The sequence below is a fragment of the Nocardia sp. CA-107356 genome, from assembly GCF_050946365.1.
Taxonomy (GTDB): domain Bacteria; phylum Actinomycetota; class Actinomycetes; order Mycobacteriales; family Mycobacteriaceae; genus Nocardia.
Genome location: NZ_CP191992.1, coordinates 8,467,494 through 8,491,192, shown reverse-complemented (window position 1 = coordinate 8,491,192; position 23,699 = coordinate 8,467,494). Strand labels below are relative to the sequence as shown.

Below are 23,699 nucleotides of genomic sequence, written 5' to 3'. Positions count from 1 at the left end.
TGAACGATGAACAGCTCGAAAACCATAATCGCGACCGCGATCTCGCTACCGATCGCGCTGATCATACTACTGCTGATCGTTGTCGGCCTCGACTCGGCCCGTTCGTGTGCAGCCCCACTTGCCAACAGTGCCGTCGGGGTCAGCGGTGCCACCGGACAATCGGTGGCGGGGCTGTCGGAGCCCCAGCTACAACTGGCCCGCAACGGTGTCGCGATCGGCAAACAACGCGGCATGACACAGAACATCATTATCGCCGAGCTGGCGGCCGCTGCCACCGAATCCACCTTCCGCAACCTGGCCAACCCCGCGGTGCCGGAATCGCTGAACTACCGCAACGACGGTCTGGGCTACGACCACGACTCGCTCGGCCCGCACCAGATGCGTGCCAGCGTCTGGGGATCGGTCGGTGTCGCCGCCCTGATGAATCCGATTTACCAAATCAACTGGTTTTACGACCATGCCGTCCAACTCGGGCCTGCCGCCGCGCACATGTCACCGGCCGAACTGGCGCAGGCGATCGAACAATCCGCACCGAATGCCTATGGGGCACAACTGGATTTAGCGCAACGGCTCTATGCGATGTTCGCCGACATCGACACCGCCTCGATGCCCTCCACTCAGGACGGGTCCTCACCCGCCGGGTGCGGGCCGAACGGATCTGGGACGCCACTACCCGCGCACGCCAGTGCCTTCGGTCGCGCGGTGATCGAGGCGGCGATGAAATGGATCGGCACCCCGTATGTGTGGGGCGGCGGCGACACCAATGGCCCGACCAGCGGTGGGTTCGACTGCTCGGGCCTGACGCTATATGCGATCTATCAGGCCTCGGGCGGGCGAATCCGGTTGCCGCACTACACCCAAGCCCAGCAAGACCACCCCAGCGCGCAACCGGTGCCGTTCGCCGAGCGCGCACCGGGGGATCTGATCTTTTTCACCGCGCCAGGCGATACGGATTCCCATCACGTCGGCATCTACTACGGCCGCGATTCCCAAGGCCGCGACCTGCTGTTACACAGCCCGCAAAGCGGCCAAAACGTCACTCTCACTGCGTTATCAGCGTTCGACGGAGAACGGATGGCCGTGCGCCGCTACACCACCCCCGCCGCCGCCTCCACTTCACCCCTCGACACCACCCCGGGAGGACGAGAATGAAAACCACACCGACAGTAGCGGCCCCGCACTCAGGTGTCACACCGGAGATGGTCGTGCGTGTGCGTGCGGCCGAACTGCACGGGTTCACCAGTACCCGCCAATTCGATCGGGTCGCGGTCGAGCACAAGTTCACCGACGGCCGCGCCTTCGAGCGATTTCTGACCGCATTGCTGGTCGAGGCCGGGATCGACTACGAAGGATTGCGCCAGATCGAAGCCGCTCGCCGCAGCGCCGATCAGCGGCTGGCGGCGATGACGGTGCGGGGGCCGCGGCTGATGCTGTGGTCGGCCGCCACCATGGACGCCTTCACCGTGTGCCGCGGTGACGGACGCGTCATCTGGCACGACCGGTTTGCCAGCGACACCGTCATCGCCACCGGTGCTGCGGCTGCGGAAGCCTCAGCGCGACAAGCGATCTGGTTGGCCGGGCAAGCCCGCACCAAATGGGGTGCCGAGGCGGCCACCCTGCACCTGATCCTGGCCCGCACCCGCAGCATCGACATCGAGAACCTGCACCACACCGCCCGCACCTGCGCGCTGGTGCTGGACGTGGTGAGCGAACCAGTGCACAACCCGGCCGCCGAACAATGCAACCGCCACGAGGCCGTCGACTGGTCCGCCACCGACCTCGGCGGCCTCCTACACCCCCACCGGGAGCCGGCATGACCCCACCAAAAGCCCTGACCGCGGCCATCTGTCTCGCTGCCGTGACCGCAGCCTGCGCCGCGAACATACCCCACCCCGCCACGAACGATGAACACCATTGCAGGACAGCGAGTTTCGCCCTGCCCTTCGACACGGTGGACCCGTGCTCGGCCGAGGCCGTCCTGACCGCGGCGGTGAGCACCGTGTTCGGCTATCGCCCGAGCGAGCAAACCGATGCGCGGGTGGCGTTTCGTGCCGCGCGGGTGTTGATGGATCCCGAGTTCGCTGAGCGTGCGGAATCCGCTGCCCTGGTGTGGGCGCCGGTGAGCCCGACGCAATGGCAGCAGTGGCGCGGTGGGGCCACCGCGATCACCACGTCGGCTCATATCACCAGTGACGACCATCCCACCGACACCGCGACTACCGCCAGCCGCGTGCTGGGTGTGGACCTGCAACCGGGGGACCAGCCGCCGATCAGGTGGGCGGTGTACGCCCACGCCACCCGCACCACGGCGGTATCGGCGTGGGTGTTATCCGGATTGGGGGTTCTGCCATGAGTGGAGATCCCGTCGAAGAATCCAGTCAGGCGATGCGCCAGGGTTTCGTTCAAGCGTTGCAAACTGCGCACACCACCGCTGCCCTGATGCGGGGACGTGGTGGGGAATCACGATCGAGGGCGGAGTCCGATCAGCGGATACGCCTGGCCGACAACAAAGAGTTGCGGTCGGTCATCGAACACCACCAGCGCGTCTTCAACGCTGGACAGGCCGCGGGCCTGGCGCGGGAACTGAACACCGCCAAAGTCGATGAAGTGCATGCCCGCATCGAGCGTGGCGGGGAGATGCACGAGATGGAGCAGTGGATCAAGGAGGGGCAAGCCGAACGCGCCGACGCCGACCTGGACCGCCGCAACGCAGCGGGCGAACTCGAACGCGAGCAGAACAGCGAACTCCACGAGTGGAAGATCGACGCCTACGCCAACCGGGAGACCCGCGCCGCCGAGTTGCACGAGCTCGATGTCGAATACAAGGAACTGCTCATCGAGAGCCGTCGCCGCGCAGCCGGTTTCAGCGACACCCTCAGCGCACACGGAGAATCCGGCGAAGCGATGGCATCGGCCGCGGCGTTCGCCGCAGCCAAGAGCGCCGAGGGGTTGTCCGAGGAACTCGACGACGAGTTCGACGCCTACGCCGAGCGGTTCGTCGAGGACACCGGCAGCGACTACACCGACATCATCGACGCCGACATCGTCGAAGATTTCGACGACCGAGACGTGACGGTGGAACCGCAGAGCAAGGCACCGGAAGTAGCGATCGAGAACATCATCGACGCCGAGGTCATCGAAGATTTCGACGATCTCGATGCGACGGCGCATGCGCGGAGCAGGTCGTCGTCAGTCGCGGTCGAGGACATCGCGGGGCTGGCCGAGGAACTGAGTTTCGCCACCCACCTCACCCACGAGTTCGCTGATCTGGGTGGCGATCCGGACCCCGACCCCGATGCGGGATCAGTGATCGCAGATGCGGTCGACGCCGCCGGACTCACCAGCGAAACCCTCGCTGAGGACATGGATTTCGGCCCCGAAGAAGATCCGCGCACGACGCACGTGTCGCCGATCCCTGATCTGGGGATGCAGCGGTGACAGCGACAACGACAACAACAGTGATGGCCTCTGCTGCAGGTGGGGGCCGGTGAGATGGATACACCGACTCCGCTGCAGGCGCATCTGCTCAAAGCGGTGCAGAACCTCGCCTACGACAACCAGCAGCGTCTCGAACATGCCCGTCACGCCGGGCACGTGAGTGTTCCGCCAGAAGTGGTGCAGCAGTTGCGTATCGGCGAACGGTCGCGCGAACAGCTCGAGGATGTGGCGTTGGCGGTAGGTGTGCCGAAGCCATGGATCGACTATGTTCGCGCCGCGGGTGAGCGTGGCGGGCAGTGGCAGCCGGGGCAAGTACTGCTCGGGTCGGGACAGGTTGATCGGGCCGTACTGACCGAGGCGTTGGGCGTCGAGGTGCGGGGTTTGCAGGATATGGCGGGTGTGGCCGCCATCTATACCCGCCGTGGCGAGCTGAATGTCGATGCGGTGGTGCGGTTTCGGCGGGTGATGGGGATGACGTGGCAGCGCCTGGGCGCGGTCTCCCATGCCTTGACCTTGAGCGAAGAAGAACGCCACCAGATCTGGCAGCGCGGCGCCCAGCATTGGTCGACCGCGGTCGCCGCAAAGTTCGCCACACACAGCGACCAGCAGCTGGCGGCGCGCTGGAACCAGGTGGCAGGCACCGACTTCACCGCCATCACGATGCCGGTGATCGTGCTGCAAACCGCTGGGATCACCCACGACGACATCACCGCCCAGATGCCGATTTCCCCGGACCGGATGGTCTCACTCGCCGCCGACGCCCTCACCACGCTCGACCGGCGTTCAGCGCAGCCGACGATCACCGACCCCGACCGAGAGCCCGACGCCGCGGGAATCAACGCGGCGATCGAGGCCGCCGGATTGACCGGCGACCTGCCCGCAGCACTCGAAGCCGCCGACACCACGACCGACCCGACGCCCGCGTCGGCGCTGGCCGAGGTCGACCACGGACACGACCCATGACCGTCGATCTCGGCAGCCTCTGGAAGCCGGAAACGACCGAATACCAATCTCTTTCAGGAAAGGGACAAGCATGAGTGAACCGATACCCGGGATGGAGGGGTTACCCAGCTGGAAGCTGCGGCTGCTCGAACGCATCCAGAACGCCTCCGCCGACCACATGCAGCTCCTGCTACGGGGGCATCCGACCTACGAACCCCATTACGGCGGCGGCGAAATCCCGCTGCAGACCTGGCGCACCCACCTGCGGGCGCTGGCCGCCGATCGTCACGAGATCGAGATCCATGCCAGCGCCGTTGGTGTTCCGCCCGCGGCGATCGCTGAGGCACGGGAGATGGGAGAGCGGGGACTGCGATGGGGCGACAGCGTGCATTCCCCACCCACCATGCGTCACGGCGAGGACCCCGTACGCGCCCATATGGTCGAAGGGATCGCCAATGACGTGTGGCAGCTCGAGCACATGGCCGCGATCAATGTCGCGCACCGACTCCGCGGCGCGGACGGACGATTCCCGCCTGACCCGCAGGCACACGAACAGTTTGACCGGAACATGGCCGCCCTGTGGTCCCGCGCGTACGACACCGGCCATGTGATCGGTTTGACCAGTGAGGAGGGTGCCGAGTTGTGGGGCCGCGGCCAGGCGGGCTGGACGCAGTTGGTGGCAGCGACTGTGCACCGCTACGGTGACGCCGCGCTCCACGAACGATGGCGTGCCTATGCCTGGCGAGGGATAGAACATGAAGCCTGGCGCAGCGTCGACAACCTCGCCGCCGACCGGATACAGGACCCCAATGTGGCGCCGCCCCCGACGCCGCCCGAGCTCATCGAACGAGCCACCCAAGCCCTCACCGGAATAACGAGTGAGGCGAGTGCCGACCCGAGTATCGGCGCTGCCGTCGACGCCGCGTTGCCGCTCGATGTAGCGGCGGAATGGGATAGCGAACCGGCGTCGGAACCCGATATTCGTCCTCCCGAACCCGAGGCGTCGGTCGGGTTCGAGCGGTGAGGCGCGATGACGATGACGACTCCCGAACCCGAGTCCTCCCCGCCGCAATCGGTGGTCGAATGGCAGGCGCAACTGTTGCTGCGGATCCGGCTGCTGGCCGCTGAACACACCCGCATCCTGGATGGCGGGTGGGAGAACTTCGAAGCCCTCACCATCGATGACAATCCGCGCACGGCGTGGCAAACGCATCTGGATGGGCTGGAAGCCCAGCGGGAACAGGCCGAACAGACCGCGCTCACCGCCGGGATCGAACCGGCCTGGATCGAGGACGCCCGCGAACTCGGCATCCAGAGCACTCGCCCCCGCGTGGATGCCGGGGTGCGGCAGAACCCGTTACGCGACAACGCCGCTCAGGACTTCTACGTCGACATGCTGTCCCTAGATTTGTGGCATCTGGAACGGATGGCGGGGCTGTTCGCGGCACGCGCGGACCGCATCGCTACCGGACGGTGGAGCTTCGCCACCAATCCCATCGCGGCGGCGCAGTTCTCGCAGAACATGCAGCTCTACCAGGAACGAGTGACCGCTCTGGCGCACGCCGCGCAGATCACCGCCACCGAGGCGGGCGAACTGTGGGGTCCGGTTGCCGAAGGCGTCCGGCGACAGCTCGCGGTCAATCTCGCAACCTATGACGAATTGACGCTGGTCAACGAATGGAACTCCTACGCAACCGTGCGCACCGACCTAGCGATTCCGCCCTATGTTCCTACCGACCCCGATACCGGCATCCCCATCGCTGGCGCGCAGGTTATCCCACCGACACCGCAACACATGATCGACGCCGCTACCGCGTCGCTGCGCGCGGAATTCGTCGACGCGGCCATCAACAACGCCGCCAGCGAATCCGATCACAACGCCGAGCCCACCGCCATCACCGACGCCATCGACGCCGCCCTCCCCGAAGGCGCCCACAGCTGGGACAGCGAACCCGACCACGGCGACCAGACCACCAACCCGCACCACCAGATCGACCTGGGCAGCGAACCTTACTAGCCGAACTCCACGAATCCAACCCTGCGCCGATCACTGATCCATCAGAGGTATTCGCAGCAATCGTTTTTCGTCGACGCACCGGTCACGGGTACTGACCGGAGGCGCCGAAACCGCACTGCCAGGGGACATCCGAACACCGCCGCACCGTCGATAGCCGGTTTGCGGCACACGCCTTTCCTCATTGGAGGTCGACGATGTCCACCACATCCGAATGGGCTGCGCGATGAGCTGGCCAGAACCACGCCACGCAGCCACCGATCCGGCCTATTACCACGACGCGGCCGACCGGACCGAAGCCCAGATCCGGGCTGATTTCACCCGTTACTACCAACTGAGGTTGTTCGCGCCGTTCGCCGAAACACCTGAGCAGAAGCAAGAATTCACCACCTGGGCCGATGAGCTGGCCGCCCAGTGGGGCCGCAACGAATCCATCGAGCACCGTAGACAGTGGGAACAACTACAAGCCGCGGTCTCGGGGTGGGAGCTTCGACCGGAAGCCACCCGCGCCGCCTACACCCGCATCGACCAAGCCAAAGCCGCCGGCGAACTCGGTGTCGACGCTCGAGTGTGGCGCAACCTGCGACAAGCCGCCGAAGTCACCGGCCACATCGAAACCACCATCACCGGCTCCGATCAAGACGGCGCCCGCTGGCGAGCCCCGGACCACTCCGCCGAACTGGACCCCGAGCGCACCAGTCTGCTCGACCGAGCCCTCGGCGGCCGCGGCCCGGAACTGGCCAGTCTGGCCGAGGTCGACGCGATCATCGCCGAAACCGATCAGCTACTGGCGGCCGAGGAAGAACTCGGCGACCGCGACACCGGCGCCGACGAACGTGCTGCCCGTCAGCGCGAGATTTTACGCCGCCTCCAGGATCTGACCGCCGAACATGCCTGGCTGTCCGAACGTTGGGATGGCTCACCCGAACAGGACCAGGCCCACATCGCACGCCTGGAGTCCCTGCTTGCGGAAGCCCGCAGCGCCCGCGTCGACGCTGCCGACGCTGGTGTCCCGTCCGCCGATATCGAGGCCGCTTACCAGGCAGGACGTGACGGCACCTACCGGCACGCACACATCGGCAACCCGCTGATCGAGCCCAACACAGCGCCGCAACGCGACCTGTCCGCTGCCGAGGCGGTGTCCGACGGGTTCGAGAACACCGGCGACGGGCTCTTGGACACCGATCGAGGTGGTGGCGCAGCCATCGACGACGCCACTGCCGCCGCTCTGCCCGGCGCGGAGTTCGCCGAATGGGGCACCGCCGACGGCGTCGAGGAAGACCTTGCGACCACACACCGCACCCACAGCGTGGACGCCGACATGGCGCTGTGAAAACCGTTCCACCCCAATCTCTTCCACCTCTGAAGGACGTTGATCATGATCTCGACACGAGAGACCCGTCGCCGCACCAAACGCGGCCTGGGCGAGGAAACCACGCTGCTGCTCGCGTTCCTGGCATTGGTGGCATTCGCCCTGGCGTTGTGGGCGGCGTTGAGCCTGGGCAGCTGGTGGGCCGGACTGCCTGTCAGCGGTCACCCGGTGACCGCGCTGCTCGAAGTCGTTGCTGGACAGCACCGTTGGCCGTGGCAGGCCAGTGTGCTGGCTGTCGTCTTCACCGCGACGGGAGCCGCGCTGGTGATTGCGGGCTGGCGGGCATTGAGCGCCCGTAGTGAGATCGACGCGGCCGCGCGCACGATGCAACGACCCGCGGCGATTCGGTTGGCCCGCGCGAGCGATAACGCGGTCGCCAACCAGCGACTCCTCCGCGACGCCGACCCAGCAATTCAAGCCCTCAAGGGCCCACCACTAGGAAAGACAGTGATCGGCGGCGTCGAACTATTCGTACCAGCCGAAATGTGCGTGACACTCGCAGCCGGCGCCCGCACCGGGAAGACGATGGTCTGGGCGGTGCCCGCGGTTCTGGCCGCCTGGGGGCCATGCCTGGCCACCTCGATCCGGCCGGACCTGTACCGGCACACCGTCTATGGGCGCGAACAGCGGGGCCGGATCTGGCTGTGTGATCTGCAAGCGGTCACCGGCACGATCGAGTGCGGGTTCTGGGTCGACCTGCTCACCCAGGTCACGAACTTGCCCGCGGCCCGCAAACTGGCCGGGTTCTTCGTCTCCGCGGCCTCCGGATCGGTGTCGCAGGCCGCCAACGCGCGAGTGGATTCCTATTTCGACGGTGGCGCTCAAGAGTTACTGAGCTTGTATATGTATGCGGCGGCGTGCGCGGGCGGGGATTTGCTGCATGTGGCCGAATGGCTGGGCAGAGACCAGGATCAGACCCCGGCGTTGATCCTGCGTCACTACGGCCACCAGCGGCCCGCCGAACGCATCCTCGAATCCCAAGCCCTCTACGCCCGCCAACGCGACGGCCTGTACGACATGGCACGCCGGTATCTCAACGTACTCTCCGACGAAGGCTACGCGCGGCTGGTCACCCCACCCCGGCGCAAGCTGCTAGCGGTACGCGAGGAAACCGACAAGAAGACCCGCAAAACCCGCATCGTCATCGACAAGACTGAACAGGACCCGACCCACAGCCTGCCGGAATTCAAACCCGCGGAATTCGTCACCTCCACGGACACGTTGTATGCGCTGTCGATGGCCGGTCCTGACGGAGCCACACCGTTGACCGCGGCATTGGTCGGCCAAATCCTCGAGGCTGGGCTTGAGGCGGCACGGGCTCGCGCGGATGGGCGCCTAGCGGTGCCGCTGCTCGGGGTGCTCGACGAGGCCGCCAACTGCGCCCGCATCTCGGAATTGCCTTCCTATTACACCTACGCCGGTGGCAGCGGGATCATCCTCATCACGATCTTGCAGGTCCTCGAACAAGGCGAAGACCTTTGGGGCGCAAACGGTCTCAAAACGATGCGCGCTCAATCCATCGAGGTCTACGGCGGCGGGATTGCCGCGGTCGACTACCTCGAACACTGGTCAGCGATGACCGGGCCCCATGATGTGGCCGACCGATCCCGCAGCCACGGCGCCGGGGGAGTCAACCGCACCCTGACCTGGCGTCCCGAACCCATCCTCGACGTCGCCCTGCTGGCCGCACTGCCCAAAGACCGTGCCCTGGTTCGACTCCCGAACCACGGGCCTGTCGTCGTGCACAAGATCTGGTGGTCCGACACCGAATACGCACCCCTGATCCGGAAATCGTTGGCGCGCTTCGAGAAAGCCGCCCACCTGATCTATGGGGCAGCTGAAGTCATCGACGGCGATCCGGCAGACGGTGGTGAGCGGCCATGAGCGCGCCGAGCGCGGCGGCGAGCAAGAAGAAGCCGATGCCGCCGGCATACCGGCATTTCACCGAATTCACCGAAAAGTGGCTGCTGCCGACGATCAACGTCCGGTTGGCCGAAGCGTCCCGGGAGAACACCTACACCTGGTGCAGCAAGTGGTGGGCCCACCGCGGCGTCGCCGTGCGTTTCGCGCATCTGCACCGCGCATTCGAGGCACAACGGCGCGCACAGACCGCTAACAGCCTCAGCACGTTCCTGCTCTCACACCTCGACGCCCACTTCCAAGTCATCCTTGACGCCGCCAACGGTCCGCTGCACCGCTGCACCCGCACCACCCACCTCACCACACCCTCGTTGCCATTCGACCCCGTCCCAGTGGGGTGGTTCACTTCCGCGAACCGCCCACCCGAGGCCGCACCCGAGGGCGAGGAGCAGGAGCCGAAGAAGCCACCGCCGCGGTTCGCTCATTACAGCGAGTTCGTGCAGGACTGGTTGCTGCCGGTCACCGCGGTGCGGATCGCGGGCTCCAACCGGGAAGGCCAATACAGCTGGTGTCGCCAGTGGTGGCGCCACCAAGCGGTCGCGGTCCGCTTCGCCGGCCTGCACGCGGTCTTCGAAGCCGCGCGCCTGGCGGAGGACAAGTCCGCGATGAGCGGGCTGTTCGTGCGCCATATCGACCCCCACATGCGCTACATCCTCGACGCCGCCAACGGCCCCGTTCACCGCTGCACCCCAGACCAACACCTCGACATCCCCGGGCTGCCCACCGAACCCATCCCCGCGGCATGGTTCGGCGCTCCTGGTGCGAAAACCGCGATCGAGCACCTCGGATTCGGCCCCGACTTCCGAGCCTTCGCAAATGGTGCGGCGGGAGGGCGGCAGTTGTGATCACGCCGACCCGTCCACAGGTGCAGGTGCTGCGATCCCTGCAGACCCAGTCGATGATAGTCACCACGATGCTGGCCGAGGCGGCCCAGTACGAGCAACACAGCGGGCAACGTCCACCGCCGTCCTGGTTCGAGGTCTTCCACAACCGCGCGACGCTGCGGGAAGCATTGTCCGATGTCGCAGTCGCTGGTGGGGTGCCGCGCGCGTGGGTCGATCACGTCCGCGAGCGTGGCAACCGAGCAATGCGGTGGAACCCGGACCTCTACCTGCGTACCCCCGAACCGCTCAACTGGGACGAGATCCTCGGCGGACTCGACGCACACGTGCAGCGCCTACGCGAATGGACCGCCCTCGCCGCCGCCTACAGCCCGCTCACAGCAGCGGCCGAGGACGCGGCGAGCGCACGATTCGATGACAACCTGCGGGTACTACGGGCCAGGACCGCGGGAGTGGCGAACCTGCTCGGCGTCGATGCGCAGCAGGCCCACGAGTTGTGGGGCACCGAGGGAGACTGGGTGGCCACAGGGGTGGCGATGCTCGAGGGTGTTTCGGTTGAGGGTCTTTCGCAGCGCTGGCATCAAGTGGCACGCACCGACACCCGCACCGACGCACTACAAGCCCGCGCGCTGGCCGAAGCCGGGATCGCGATCGACACCGCCGTGGCGCTGCCCTCCCACGAAGCGCTCGAGTCCGCGATCGGTGCCGCGCTCACGCCCCCGACACCACTGTTCCTTTCGGCGGCGACACCGGGCGCGGACATCGACGCTGCGGTCGACGCCGCGAGCCCCACCTATAGCGCCGATGCCGAAACAGTCATGGACGCACCGATATTCAGTGACTCAGCGGGCACCGAACCCTGGAGCGCCGCACAGATTGACGTAGCTGCGGCGGCACCGATGTGGCGGGAGGCTGAGCCGTGACCGGACCGCCCTCGCCGCTGCGGATCCGCGATATCCCGCCCGAGCAGGCCGCGCTCCTACGCCAGATCCACCAGCTCGCCGCCGTCGGCGAGCGGCTGCGCCGAGCCCTACCAGAGACCACGCCGCACACCGCGGAGGGCAGCCAGTTGCTCGACCATATCGCTGAAGTCGATCGCGATCGGGACCTGACCGAGATCCGCGCCCGCGCAGACGGTATGCCTGCGGGCTGGGTCGACCAAGCCCGTGCGGCTGGGCGATCCGGGCGTGCCTGGACCGACGAACTACTGCTGCCCCCAACGCGATCGCCGGCACGGCGCCGAAACCTTCAACGGGTTGTCCAGGACACCCGACAGCTCGCCGACATGGCCGCGCTAACGGTCGCCCGCCAGCAGCGACTCGCAACCAACGCAGTCACCACCGACCCGGAACCCGCTGCCGCCGAACAGCTTCGACGCAACATGGCGGCGCTGTGGACGCGTGCTGCAGCCACCGCCACCTCGCTCGGCATGGACGGCACAGAGCGCGCCCGCGTATTCAACGCCGCCAGGAGATACCTCGATCGACGCGTCCAGACCTACGAGCACTACAGCCTCGACGACCTCAACGCTGCCTGGCGCACCTACACCACCCCTACCATCGCCGCCACAGTGCGGCGCTCACTCAAGAGCCTGCGCAGGACAGATCGCGACACCGACACCTCAGCAGCCGAGGCAGACCAGCCCCCGACACCACAGGCGCTGATCGACCGCGCTCGCCACAGCCTCGACACCGCAGCCACAACCGACTCCGACACCGGAACCGACATCGAGTCAGTGATCACCATCGCGATACCAGGCAACGCCTACGGATGGGATGCCTCAGCTGAGTTCGACAGCGGTGATTCCGCCGCCGTCGACGCGTATCCGGACGCCGGACCAGATCCGTAGCGGTCGGTAGTCGTTGTCCACCAACAACTTTCAAGCGAGGCGACATGAATTCATCGAACATCGGCTCCACCGCCGGCGGCGTTGCAGCCGAACGGTCGGCGACCACGACACCGTGGCCGTTCACGCCATGACACGGCCACCGGGCCGTCGTGACCAGCGTCGTCCCAGAGCCCACACACGCCATGTCCGCCCCGATGCCGCACGCCGCTTCCCGCGTCCGTCCCATACCCAGCTGACAGGAACTCCCACCATGACCATGAGCCTGGACCACTTCACCCGCCCCGCAACAAGCCACCACCGCCAGCTAGGTGCTCACCACATCACCTACCTACCCGACGGGGTCGCTCTGCTCGATCCCCGCGTCTGGCTGCCCGGCTCCGATGACCGGATCTTGACCGAGCACGCGCATCTGATCAACCCCGACGGATACCTGGTCGCAAGCATCGGCGCACTGCTGATCGAATACGCCAACCGGACCATGCTCATCGACGCAGGATTCGGACCACTGGCCGTGCCCACACCCTACGGGCTCATGCGCGGCGGGCAGCTACTCACCAGCCTCGCCGCCACGGGCAAAGCCCCAGCCGACATCGAACTGATCGCCATAACCCACCTACATCTGGACCACATCGGCTGGCTATGGCAATCCATGCCCGCAACCACCGCCAGTCCCTTCGCCGATACCCCGGTCCTGGTCGGCGACACCGAGTGGGATCACCGCGATCTCGCCCTCGCCAGCGGGATCAGCCAAGAAATGCTCGACACATTTACCGCCCACGTCCACACCATCGCTGACGGCGAGGAGATCTTCCCAGGCGTACACGCCCTGGCCACCCCCGGCCACAGCCGCGGCCACCTCGCCTACACCATCACCTCACCCGGCCACCGGCTGATCGCCTTCGGCGACGCCATGCAAACCCCACTCCAGATCACCCACCCCGAACTATGCGCCGCCGTCGACGACGACCCCGCCGAATCAGAGACGACCAGCCGCCGCCTGATCGACGAACTCACCGCACCCGACACCCTCGGCTTCGGGATGCACTTCTCCGACGTCCAATTCGGACGCGTCACCACCGACACCCGCGGCGAACAGGTGTGGCTCCCCGAATAGCCACCCTTCCAACACTGTTCGGCACACGCCCCACCTCGCACGACGAACCGATCCTCTGCTCCACTGAATAGGAGAAATCTATGCCTGCCTCGCCCGGTCCATCGGGATCACCGTTCAAATACGCCCTGCCCGTTGCCGCGCCGAGCTACGCGAGTTCACCCGATGGCATCATCTGGCCGGAGTGGCCCACGCACGCCGGGCCGGACGCAACCTCGTTCAAGTCAGTGACGCAGGAATTCTGTCCACTGGGCTCTCGCGCGGATACGAACTGTCGGTGCACAACACCGCAAGCGCAGCGACCAACGTGCCGACAGTGCTGGCCGCACGGACGATGGCTCTGGTCGCCGTCGCCGATGGCCGCCCGATCGGGGGGCTGTCGGCGGGGCCGTCGTTTCTCCTGTGCGCTCAACTCGCCGCCTTCGGACGCACCGCGGTCGTTCAGGCAGCGCTGACGACGATGAAAATCCACGCCATGGCCGTGCTCCCCGGCTACACCCGGCACGGCGTAGGAACAGCGCTGCTACATCAAGCGCTCACCCTCTCACGCCAAGCGGGTGTAGGCATCGTCTACGGCCAGTTCGACACCAGCACAACAGGACTGGCCCAGTTCTTCCGACACAACGGCATGAACCTCGCCGCCCCCAGCGCAGTACTGGACCTACGCACCCACCTCGACCTACCCACCGCCGTCGCGCCCGGCCCCGGTGAGACCCTGTTCCACCAGGTGGTGAACCAGTGAGCGCCGCAGAAGGCCGACAACAGCCACAGATCCGCCGAAGCTCCGATCGGCACACCGTTTCTGATCGACGCCCGCTACACCGTGCACGTCGATGGCCCGTCGGAGGGCTGGCGCGGGCAGACCGCCAAGGCAGGCGGCGGCTGCGTGATCGACATGGGCTACCACCTCATCGACCTGCTCCTGTGGTCTTTCGGATTGCCCGACAGCATCACAGCCGAGCTGTCGGTCGGCGCGCGACCGGACCGGCGCTACGACGCCGAAGATACTGCGCTCATTCACTTTTCGTACGACAGCGGCCTCTATGGCTCGTTGCTACTGTCGCGGTTCATCGGGCCGAAGACCGAGGAGATCCGGCTCGTCGGGTCTGACGGTGTCGTGCATCTGGAACGGGGCCGCATCCGCCGACTGACCAACAGTGGCGAGGTCATCGAGTCACTGCATCGTGAACAAGCCTGGCCCTCGGCCGCGGCCTGCCAGATCGACTACTTCCACCGCGTCATCGACGGCACCCGACCCAACCTCAGCGGTCCCGCCGAAAACCTCGATCACATGGCCTTCGTCGCCGCCTGCTACGAGTCCGCACGTACCCACACCCACCTCAATCCCAAGGAGCTCTTGTGACCTCACACCTCGCCCTGCTCGGCGGCCCACCCGTTATATCCGAAGTGGCGCCGCACTTTTCATGGCCACCACTGACCGAGGCCACCAGCGTCGCCGTCCTCGATCAGCTCGACGAGGGCATCTCGATCTACGACCGCTCCGGTGTCATCGCCCGACTCGAAGATGCGCTTCAGCGCTATTTCGGCGTCCGCTACGCCATCCTGACCAGCTCCGGAACGGCTGCGCTGTATTCGGTGTACGCCGCGTGCGGCATCGGGCCCGGCGATGAGGTGATCGTGCCCGCGTACACGTTCTTCGCCACCGCCACACCGCTGCTGCACTTGGGTGCGACTCCTGTCCTGGCCGATTGCGACGCCAGTGGCAACCTCGATCCGGTCGACGTGCCGCGCCGCATCACCGACTGCACCAAAGCCATTGTGGTAACGCATATGTGGGGGATGCCCGCACAAGTCCGACGTCTGCGCACACTGGCCGACGCTCATGGCCTGCTACTGCTCGAAGACGCTTCCCACGCTCACGGGGCGAGCATCGGTGAGAAGAAGCTCGGCACGTTCGGGCGAGCCGCCGCTTTCAGCATGAATGGGCCAAAACCGCTGTCGGCGGGCGAAGGCGGCTTCATCCTCGCCGATGACGAAGAGGTGTATCACCGCGTCTTGCTGCACGGTCAATACAACAAACGGTGCCGCAACGAAATCCCAGCGCATTCCGACCTCAGGCGCTACGCCGTGACGGGCATGGGACTCAAGCATCGCATCCACCCGCTGGCCGCGGCCCTTGCTCTGGAACAGCTTTCAGCTCTGGATGACTACCTCGCCGAGCGCCAGCGCATCGCCGAGCACATCCACGACGAACTGCGGCGAGAGCCGGGCCTGACCATCACCTGGCACGAAACGCACACGCGACCGGCCTGGTACGGACTCACGATTCTCTACGACAGCGAATTCTTCGACGATGTGCCGGTCGAGCGTGTCCAGCCATCACCGTCGGCAGCGGCCTGTTCGACGACCTCCCGGAGCCGAGTTGCGACATGCGGTGGCACATCCACTGCCGCTGTTCGCGCTGCCGTCACCGATTGTGGAGAGGCAGGCGGTGCGGGCTCCTGCGGTGACCGCGTCGATCGAGGTGCGGCAGTGAGGTTTTCGAGGTGTAGGAACTCATCACACGCGGCGACCAGCGGCTGGGGGTCTTCAGTTCCCCCGACTCCGTAGACGCGGCACCCGGATTCGTGGATTCGTCGGGCCAGAGTGGTGAAGTCGGAGTCGCTGCTGACCAACACGACCGCGCGCAACTCGGTGGTGTGGAGGAGGTCGAGTGCGCCGATGGGCAACGGCGTCGGTGGCGTTGCGACCGGTAGTCCAGCGGAACTGTTGCACCGGCTGGATCGACAATGTCAGCAGGTGCGACTTCCACTCGGTGAGGTTGGTGCTGGTCCAGTCGCCGTAGGCGCGTTTGACGTGCGCGGTGCCGCATCTCGCGATCTCGGCCAGCAAGGGCTCGGCCACCGACGGCGACGCGTTGTCGGCATCGATCAGGACGGCCAGCCGCATGGTGTTCTCCGCCCTCGGTGCTTCCTCCCCGTCACTCGTTCGCGAGCACCATTTTCGAGGTAGATGTCGGATAGGGCAGCGATACGCCGTTTTCGTTCAAACGGACAGCCGAATTCGTCCGTCACCATGAAGATGACCACAGTCGTTGCCGCGTCACCGTGCACATCTGGGCGTCAGGATGGGCCCGAACTCACCGACTTTCGTCTCCATCTGAAATTGCGGCGTTGTGTGCATCATCGGTGACGCGCAACAGTCAGGCGCTCACTCGAGTGGTTCGTCTCCGGGGTCTCCGTCGATGAGTCTGTCGCGTTCGTCCGGTGTCGCCCAGTGTGCTTCGCTCCCATTCTTTTCGGTGTTGGTGACCAGGAGGATGTCGTCGAAGTAGTCGGCGACCTTTCGCATGTGGGTGATGGCGGCGATCATCCGGCCGGCGGTGGCTTGGTGGTTGAGTGCATCCATGGCTTCGCGGAGGGTGCGGGTATCGAGGGAGCCGAAGCCTTCATCGAGGAAGAGGGCTTCGATGCGCCCTCCGCCGCGTGAGGTGAGCTGAGCCAGCGCGAGTGCCAGCGCCAGGCTGGCCATGAATGTCTCTCCGCCGGAGAGGGTTTTGACATCGCGGGATCGGCCGGTTTCACGATCCATGATCATGAAGTCGTCGAGGAATTTGAACCGGCCGGCGGTCATGTCGAGGAGGAGTTCGGTCGCGATGTTCAGCACGGCTTTCTGACGTTGCTCGGTGACGAAGCTGAGGAATTCGCCCTTCTGCAGCAGGTCGGAGAGCACGTTGAGGCTGTCGGCTTCGGGTTTCAGCAGATTCCGGCGTTGCTCAATCTCGGCGCGGCGGGGTTTGTCAGCGACTGCCTTGTCGTGTCGGTCCTGTGCTTCTTCCATCAAGCGTTGCGCTTTGCCCGCTTGCTGGTGGAGGTCCTCGGGTGAGGTGGCATTCGCCTTCGCGAGGGTTGTGGTGATGGTGGTCTGTGCTTGTCGACGGTTTTCGTCGTGGACGGCGGCGTCGCGGTCGCACTCACGAAGGAGTTGCTGGGTCGCCCTGACAAGGTCGCCGGCCCACGCCGTGTCAGTTTCGAGGCACCATGGCTGCGGTCGGGTGGGGATGTCGACCGGACGCGTGAGCTGCGGCACCGATGCGGCGCGGTGGGCCAGCTCGAGTAGTTGGTCTGCCAATCTGCTTGCTGGTTTGTCGACGTCGTCGCTGATAAGGTTTCGGACTTCGGCAAATGCTGTGTGTTGTTTCTTGAGGTGTTGCCGAATTGCAGCCGCCTTCTTGGTGAGGGTGTCGAGGTGCTTGCGCTGCTGTTCGGCTCGTTCGAAGGCTCGGTCGAGCGTGGCGGCGGTCGGGTCGGTGCCGTCACGCAGATCCTCGGGTATAGACCGGTAATCGTCGAGTGCCTTGTCGCGCCGCTCGGTCCAGGAACGCAGGGATTCGGTGACGTTCTTCGTCTGGCGGATGAGATCCTTCTCGTCACCCCGGAGTTCGACTTCGAACTCTTTCTGTCGTGTCCGGGCCTGATCGGCGGCCGACCGAGTGTGTTTCACGTGAGCGGTGGCGGCTTCGACCGTTGTGAACGCTGCAGCCAAGATCTCGGAGTCGGGTTGGCTGAGGTCGGCGGGACCGACGGCAGCGGTCAGTGCATCGAAGGACGCCTGGAAGTCTGCATGCGCTTGTAGCGTTTCGGCCGTTGCAGCCGTCAGCTCTGCTCGAGCCCTGTCGTGTGCCGCCTGGGCCGTCGCCAGTGCCGTGCCCTTCCCTGTGGCGCGTCGCTTCGCGTCCTTGAGTGCGTTGTGTGCTTGCGTGATGTCGGTTTCGGTCGGGGCGCGGAAGTCGTCGGGCAGGGGCCGAGTGCAGACCGGGCACAGAGTGCCGGGTTCGTGACCTTCCGCGGCGTGGGCGGCGGAGTTGCGACGGCGTACGGCCTCGACGGCTGCTTCGGCATCGTCAACGTCGCTGTCGGCTTGTGCGGCGGCCTGCTGGGCCTCGGTGAGCGCGTGCGTGGTCGCCGGCACTGCGGCTTCGGCCTTGTCAAGGGCCCGATCGGTCTTCGTGGCCTGCCCGTGGGCATCGCGGGCGTGAAGGAGTAGCGACTGCTGGAGGTCGAGGTCGGTCTTCGCGAGGTCGAGCGCTGCTTCGGCTTGCTGGGCCGTAGCCTCGGCCTCCCTGGTCTGCTGGGCATGGCGCGGCAGGGCCTGGCGGCGAGCCTCTAGTTCTGTTCGCTTCTGCTGTGTCTCGGATTCACGGCCCGCGTAGAGTGCGAGTTTGTCGTGTATCTGGGGGAGATCGCGCTGCAGAGAGCGGAGAGTGGTGAGCGCGACCGTGGTGCCGGCGATGCCGGTGCCCTGGCGGTCGGCATCGTCGAGCGCAGCCTGCAACTGCTGCTCCTGCGCGGTTGCGGAGGCGATCTCGGATTCGACGGCTAGCCGTCGCTGAGAAAGCTCGGCGTCGCGGTGTGACAGCTGCCGATAGTCGTCGTCCCATCCTTGCTGCGGGTATTTTCGCAGCTGTTCTGCGGCACGCCGCAGGTCGGCGCCGCACCGTTCGGCAGTAGCGAGGGCTGTCTTGGCCTGATCGCAGGTTGCCGCGGCGACGGTGAGATCGGTGATCTGGCCTGCGAGTACGGCCAGCTGGAGGGAGGTCTCCTCGAGGACGCTGTCGGGATCGGTGGTGAGTTCGCCCAGCGTGCGCTCCAATTTGTCGATCTCGTCCTGCAGGTTCTTCGCCTTGTCTTGCACCTGCGGGCGCATGTCGCTGATCCGTTCCAGCCCGAGGGCGGCCTGCAGAATCGGTCTCCGATTTCCTGGGGTGGCTTGCAGCAGTTCCTGGAACTTGCCTTGCGGCAGTAGAACCGCCTTCAGGAACGAGTCCCGGTTGAGTCCGACGATCGCTTCGATGGCGTTGTCGACCTCGGTGGTGCCGTTGAACTGTTGTCCGTCGTCCTCACCGACGAGGCGGTCCTGGCGCCGCCCGCGGGCGGGCACAGCGCGCGTTACCCGCCAGCGCTTGCCGTTGGCCAGGAACGTCAGCTCGGCGCGGACGGCACCGTCGCCGCCGTGAGCGACCAGCATGTCCGAATGCAGTGCGGTCCAGGTGGGTTTTCCGTAGAGGGCGAAGCACAGGGCTTCGAAGACCGAGGACTTGCCGGCGCCGGTATCGCCCATGATCGCCATCAGGCTGATGTTGGTGAAGTCGATGACTTGCTCGTTGCGATAGGACCGCAACCCTTTGAACTGCAGGCGCAGTGGTCTCATCGGCCGGACTCCTTGCTTGTGGTGTCGAGGGGCGTGGTGAGCAGGTTGTCCACATCGGGCAGGGTGAAGGGGCGCTCGTCGTCGAGGCAGGCGAGCAACTGCCGGAACTGCGCACGGACCCGGCCCACATCGGCGACGACCCCAGGTCGCGTTGCGAGGAACTCGTCGAACAACTCGGCCAGGTCCGGCTCGGCGTCCTCGGCATCCTCGCAGTCGTCGGGCGCCAGGTCCCAGCCCTGGGACCCGAGGGGTATCGGGCGTACTCCGAGGATCGTCACCGTCGGAACGAGGGCGTGGACCTGTTCGTACAAGGTGGGATCGTCGGTCTGGGTTTCGATGAAGAACATGCACATCTCGTCCCCGAAGCTGGACGCCTGCGCCTGTAGTTTGTCTAGGGTGCCGGTGAACTTCCGCAGTGTCCGGCCGGCTGTCAGCGGGACCGGGGTGATGTCTGCTGGCTGCCCGGGACGGAGGTCGACGATCAGGACGTTCTTGGTCTGCCCGGCCTCACCGAGGTCGAGCTGGATGGGAGATCCGGCGTAGTACCCGGTGACCTTGCTGTGGGGCAGCGGCTGAGGATTGTGGATGTGCCCAAAAGCGGCATACGCGACAGCGGGTATGTCGTCGGGGCTGGTGGCGTAGCCCTGATTCGTCGCGCGTTCTGTCCCGGAAAGTTCGGCACCGGTGAGGTATTCGTGGGCGGCGAACACGGCGACTTCGCGGCTGGGGTCGAGGTCTCGCTGCAGTTCGGTGGCCAGTTCTCGCTCGAGTCGGCCAACGGTTTGTGCGTATTCCGACTGCCATTGCTCGGGATGGATGAAAAGATCGGTCGCGCTGGCGTCGATGAACGGCAGCACACCCAGTCGCAGGATGGTGCCGTCGGCGCCTGTAAAACTCAGCACGCCACCGTCTTTCGGGTCTTCCCGCGGTTTGTCGATGAGGTGGATATTGCTGTGCGGGCCGAAAGCGCGGCCGATGATCTGGAACCAGCTCGGGGAGTCGTGATTGCCACGCAACACGACGACGGGTGCGAGCGTGGCGAGGTTGCGCAAGGTGTCGATCGCGAGTCCCTCGTCCTGATAGGAAGGACGGCGGTTGTCGAACAGGTCGCCGGAATGAATGATCAGGTCCGGGGAGTGGGACTGCGCGATGCCGACGATTTCTGCGAGGACGGCGCGGTGATCGCCGATGCGGGATCGTTTGTAGAGCATCTTGCCGAGATGCCAATCGGAAGTATGCAGGATTCTCATGGTCTCACCTTTGGGCGGATAGGGGTGAACGCGCACCGCGCACGGTCGGCGGCTGTCGTTGAAAGATGGTGTAGCAGTTTGTAATTGGTGATCAGTGGAGGTGCTGCTGTAGGTGGGTGAGCATGGCCTGGTTGGCTTCCCAGCCGTCGGGGAATTTGGCGGGGACGCCGAGGTGGATCGGTTCGCCCGGAGGATGGGCATCGAGGAGGTCCTGGATACCGGCGCGGGCGACGACGATGCAGGCATGGCGATGACGGGAGGTCAGCACGCACAGCCGTCCCGCCTCGAGGTGGAATGCGGTGGCGTCGCGTCGGCCGGACAGAGGATGCAGGACCAGCAGCAGATCATATTCACTGCCCTGGAGCCGGTTCGCTGTATCGGCGCGGATCTCGGCGGCATCGCGTGCTGCCAGCGCCTGCCGGATGGCGGCTACCTGGTCGCGGTGGGCAGCGCCGACAGCGATGTCGGCAGCGGTGATGTCACGTTCATGTGGGCTTCGTTCGTCGGTGGCCGCGGCGCCGCGGGCCAGGATGCGTACCGCCAGGTCGGCGATAGCCTCGACCGCTTCGGTGTCGGTGCGAAGCGTGTGGCGGGCGGGAAGCTCATGCAGCGCCCATCCGGTCCGGGCAGCCCTGTCGAGGGTGGCGTCGACCGCGGCAAGTCCGAATCCCCGGGTGCGGTAACGGAGGTGACGCTGGTCCGGGCGGGTGGCCGCGTCGAACGGCGTAAATGAGTAAAACGCCGCCGACACCGGCTCGGCTGCGGCGGGGGCCAGCCGCCACGACACCGGCAGCGGGTGGACCGGTAGGTCGGGATTGTGTCGCCGCAGCACAGCGACGGCGCTCTGCATGGGATCCCATGTCAGGCCGGTCCATCGGTCGATGTCGATGGTCGCGAACGGGTCCAATTGGCCTGGGTCGCCGACAAACAGCGCACGGTGAAATCGTGGGGCAACGCGCAGCAGCATGTCCGACCGCATTTGATACGCCTCATCGATGATCGCCCAGGGCCAGACCCCGTCCTCGACGTGCACCCATTTCGCTGCGGTAGCGATGACGATCCGGGCGTGACGCAGCTGTTCGGGCTTTGGTGCGACGGTGACGTTCGGGTGCAGTGTGCGGGGTGTCGGGACGTAGGTGTCGGATCTGAGGCGGCCGATCGGGATCGACGGTGCCTGGATGGCCATGCGGCTGATCAGGTCGTCGACCTGGTCGTTGGTTTGCGCGACGACCATCGCTGGCTCGCCGGAGTTGGCGATGTGGATTGCGGCCCGCACGACCAATGTGGACTTCCCGGCGCCTGGCGGGGAGTCGACGATAAGCCCGCGGTGACGGCCGTCGGTAAACTCGGCGAGTACCGTCGTGACGACTCGCTCGGCCTGTTGAGCGACGTCGCCGGTCACGCCCACTCCTCCTCTGCGCCGTCGGCCGGTATCTGCGGTGGCGGGGGTCCTCCGTGAGTCCACGGCGTCATCGATGGCTCCGGAAACTTCCCTGTGGGCGTGTATCGGTCGGATAGCAGGGTGTAGCAGACATGATCGTTCACCTTCGGGACGCTGCCCGGGATCGGAATGCTGTTGTTGCCCATGCCCTTCGACAGCCGCAGCGTTATCCGAGTCTGGTCGGGTCCACTGTCGACGGCGGTGATGGTGCCCTTTTGCTGAGGGCGGTGGTGATCGCGAAGGCCGGTGGTCTCGGCGATGAGCCGAACCGGGTCGTTGGTAGTGATCGTGATGGTCGCCTGCGGCGATCTCCTCGACCTGGGATCGATCTCCACGGCGGTGACGGTTCCGGCGAAAGCTTCACCGGCTAGCCGGAATTCGGCCATCACGAGCGGATCGTCGAAGGCCCGCTGAGCGTCATATTCGGCCTTCGCCCGCTCGAGCCAGTTGATTTCCCGGGCGGAGTTGACTGGATTGGGATGCTTTGGCTGCGGCGGGCCGTCGCCAGCGATGTAGTCGTCGGTTTTTTGAAACGCCTTGACATCTCGCGCCCACCGGGTGCCGACCCGGTCGCCGGCGGGCAAAGCCCGCATTAGATCGATCGCCCGCCATACCAGCTCCCATGTCGGCTCGATCTGTCCGCGCACGGCTGTCTCGAGCCGGGCTCTGGCCGTCCGGCGATCACGGTCGGTCCGGGCGTGGTCGTAGTCACGGAAGATGCCGACCAGCGCTTCTCGGTCGAACAGGGGATCGGTGGCTGGACCCGCTGGGGGCCACGTCAATGGGTCCTCGGCCTCGAGCGCGGCCTGCGGACCGTCGCGGCCTGCAGGTGGATCGATCCACCCCAGCAATGCCGCGAGGTTGCCATCCTCCATGGCGCTCTGCCCGGTCGCCCAGTGTTGGCCGAGAACATCGGTCGCGGCCAGCAGCAGCGCCGATCCCGGGTGGTCGGCGCGGTCGGCCAGGAATTTCAGCCACCTCCCCAGCGTCGGGACCGGGATCGGGACGGAATGGCTCCCGGTCGTGGAGCGGAATCGAATCGCACGACTGAGCAGCCCAAGGAACTCGATACCACCGCGATTGGGAACCCACAGTTGCGGTGCGACCGCGTGTGCGGTCCGGCGGGGCCGGGAATGCCGACAGGCAGCGATGTAGTCCAGAATCGGCAGCGCCAGCTGATGCGCGAACCGCAACCGCAGGTCTTTGTCGCGGGGCTGGGCAACCACCAGAAACTCCGGACGGTCGCGGTCGGTTCCGACCATCGCCGCCAACGGAGCAAGGGTTTCACCGGCCAGGTTCAATGGAACGCACACCATCGGGCGCCGACTGATATGAACGTGTCGGACTGT

General features: G+C 65.8%; 21 protein-coding genes and 1 pseudogene. 16 read left to right on the top strand and 6 right to left on the bottom strand.

Translation table 11 applies throughout. The annotated features are described in order from the left end of the window. Positions 1-6 precede the first annotated feature (6 nt). From ACQP1G_RS38315 to ACQP1G_RS38240, 16 genes and pseudogenes are all read left to right on the top strand, one after another. The gene (locus tag ACQP1G_RS38315) at positions 7-1,152 is read left to right on the top strand and encodes a C40 family peptidase (RefSeq protein ID WP_433194562.1); all 1,146 of its coding nucleotides are present in this window, start codon (positions 7-9) and stop codon (positions 1,150-1,152) included. Beyond that, complete coding sequence (locus tag ACQP1G_RS38310; protein WP_433194561.1) at positions 1,149-1,817, top strand: hypothetical protein; 669 nt, start codon at positions 1,149-1,151, stop codon at positions 1,815-1,817. The genes ACQP1G_RS38315 and ACQP1G_RS38310 overlap by 4 nt, the downstream gene beginning before the upstream one ends. Further along, complete coding sequence (locus tag ACQP1G_RS38305; RefSeq protein ID WP_433194560.1) at positions 1,814-2,353, top strand: hypothetical protein; 540 nt, start codon at positions 1,814-1,816, stop codon at positions 2,351-2,353. The genes ACQP1G_RS38310 and ACQP1G_RS38305 overlap by 4 nt, the downstream gene beginning before the upstream one ends. Further along, complete coding sequence (locus ACQP1G_RS38300) at positions 2,350-3,438, top strand: hypothetical protein (protein ID WP_433194559.1); 1,089 nt, start codon at positions 2,350-2,352, stop codon at positions 3,436-3,438. Before ACQP1G_RS38305 ends, ACQP1G_RS38300 begins: the two co-directional genes overlap by 4 nt. Positions 3,439-3,492: 54 nt before the next feature. After that, positions 3,493-4,401: a hypothetical protein gene (locus tag ACQP1G_RS38295; RefSeq protein ID WP_433194558.1), complete on the top strand. Its 909-nt coding sequence runs from the start codon at positions 3,493-3,495 to the stop codon at positions 4,399-4,401. A 70-nt stretch (positions 4,402-4,471) separates the two neighbouring features. Further along, the gene (locus ACQP1G_RS38290) at positions 4,472-5,404 is read left to right on the top strand and encodes a hypothetical protein (RefSeq protein WP_433194557.1); all 933 of its coding nucleotides are present in this window, start codon (positions 4,472-4,474) and stop codon (positions 5,402-5,404) included. A gap of 6 nt (positions 5,405-5,410) precedes the next feature. Then, positions 5,411-6,397: a hypothetical protein gene (locus ACQP1G_RS38285; RefSeq protein ID WP_433194556.1), complete on the top strand. Its 987-nt coding sequence runs from the start codon at positions 5,411-5,413 to the stop codon at positions 6,395-6,397. A gap of 223 nt (positions 6,398-6,620) precedes the next feature. Beyond that, a complete protein-coding gene (locus ACQP1G_RS38280; protein ID WP_433194555.1) occupies positions 6,621-7,727 on the top strand; it encodes a hypothetical protein in 1,107 nt (368 codons plus the stop codon). A gap of 45 nt (positions 7,728-7,772) precedes the next feature. After that, positions 7,773-9,650, top strand: coding sequence for a type IV secretory system conjugative DNA transfer family protein (locus tag ACQP1G_RS38275; RefSeq protein ID WP_433194554.1), 1,878 nt, complete (start codon positions 7,773-7,775; stop codon positions 9,648-9,650). Then, positions 9,647-10,531, top strand: coding sequence for a DUF4913 domain-containing protein (locus ACQP1G_RS38270; protein ID WP_433194553.1), 885 nt, complete (start codon positions 9,647-9,649; stop codon positions 10,529-10,531). Before ACQP1G_RS38275 ends, ACQP1G_RS38270 begins: the two co-directional genes overlap by 4 nt. Beyond that, entirely contained in the window at positions 10,528-11,451 is a 924-nt protein-coding gene (locus ACQP1G_RS38265) for a hypothetical protein (RefSeq protein ID WP_433194552.1), read from the top strand. Before ACQP1G_RS38270 ends, ACQP1G_RS38265 begins: the two co-directional genes overlap by 4 nt. Then, complete coding sequence (locus ACQP1G_RS38260) at positions 11,448-12,377, top strand: hypothetical protein (RefSeq protein ID WP_433194551.1); 930 nt, start codon at positions 11,448-11,450, stop codon at positions 12,375-12,377. Before ACQP1G_RS38265 ends, ACQP1G_RS38260 begins: the two co-directional genes overlap by 4 nt. A 250-nt stretch (positions 12,378-12,627) precedes the next feature. Further along, positions 12,628-13,491 carry an MBL fold metallo-hydrolase gene (locus ACQP1G_RS38255; protein ID WP_433194550.1) on the top strand — a complete coding sequence of 288 codons (864 nt, stop codon included), beginning with the start codon at positions 12,628-12,630 and terminating at the stop codon, positions 13,489-13,491. Between the two features lie 274 nt (positions 13,492-13,765). Then, the gene (locus ACQP1G_RS38250; RefSeq protein WP_433194549.1) at positions 13,766-14,230 is read left to right on the top strand and encodes a GNAT family N-acetyltransferase; all 465 of its coding nucleotides are present in this window, start codon (positions 13,766-13,768) and stop codon (positions 14,228-14,230) included. A 45-nt stretch (positions 14,231-14,275) separates the two neighbouring features. Continuing rightward, complete coding sequence (locus ACQP1G_RS38245; protein ID WP_433209169.1) at positions 14,276-14,851, top strand: Gfo/Idh/MocA family protein; 576 nt, start codon at positions 14,276-14,278, stop codon at positions 14,849-14,851. Then, a pseudogene (locus ACQP1G_RS38240) lies at positions 14,848-15,738 on the top strand (DegT/DnrJ/EryC1/StrS family aminotransferase); the annotation flags it as partial. The gene ACQP1G_RS38245 and the pseudogene ACQP1G_RS38240, both read left to right, overlap by 4 nt. 41 nt (positions 15,739-15,779) lie before the next feature. On the opposite strand, the gene ACQP1G_RS38235 reads toward ACQP1G_RS38240, so the two are convergent. The 6 genes from ACQP1G_RS38235 to ACQP1G_RS38210 all read right to left on the bottom strand — a co-directional run bounded on the left by ACQP1G_RS38235 (position 15,780) and on the right by ACQP1G_RS38210 (position 23,666). Beyond that, positions 15,780-16,127: an NYN domain-containing protein gene (locus tag ACQP1G_RS38235; protein ID WP_433209166.1), complete on the bottom strand. Its 348-nt coding sequence runs from the start codon at positions 16,125-16,127 to the stop codon at positions 15,780-15,782. Next, complete coding sequence (locus tag ACQP1G_RS38230) at positions 16,039-16,398, bottom strand: NYN domain-containing protein (RefSeq protein ID WP_433194548.1); 360 nt, start codon at positions 16,396-16,398, stop codon at positions 16,039-16,041. Before ACQP1G_RS38230 ends, ACQP1G_RS38235 begins: the two co-directional genes overlap by 89 nt. A gap of 261 nt (positions 16,399-16,659) precedes the next feature. Then, a complete protein-coding gene (locus ACQP1G_RS38225) occupies positions 16,660-19,659 on the bottom strand; it encodes an AAA family ATPase (RefSeq protein ID WP_433194547.1) in 3,000 nt (999 codons plus the stop codon). Beyond that, a complete protein-coding gene (locus ACQP1G_RS38220; RefSeq protein WP_433194546.1) occupies positions 19,656-20,909 on the bottom strand; it encodes a metallophosphoesterase family protein in 1,254 nt (417 codons plus the stop codon). The genes ACQP1G_RS38225 and ACQP1G_RS38220 overlap by 4 nt, the downstream gene beginning before the upstream one ends. Before the next feature lie 91 nt (positions 20,910-21,000). Then, positions 21,001-22,311: an AAA family ATPase gene (locus ACQP1G_RS38215; RefSeq protein WP_433194545.1), complete on the bottom strand. Its 1,311-nt coding sequence runs from the start codon at positions 22,309-22,311 to the stop codon at positions 21,001-21,003. Then, entirely contained in the window at positions 22,308-23,666 is a 1,359-nt protein-coding gene (locus ACQP1G_RS38210) for a hypothetical protein (protein WP_433194544.1), read from the bottom strand. The genes ACQP1G_RS38215 and ACQP1G_RS38210 overlap by 4 nt, the downstream gene beginning before the upstream one ends. Positions 23,667-23,699 lie beyond the last annotated feature (33 nt).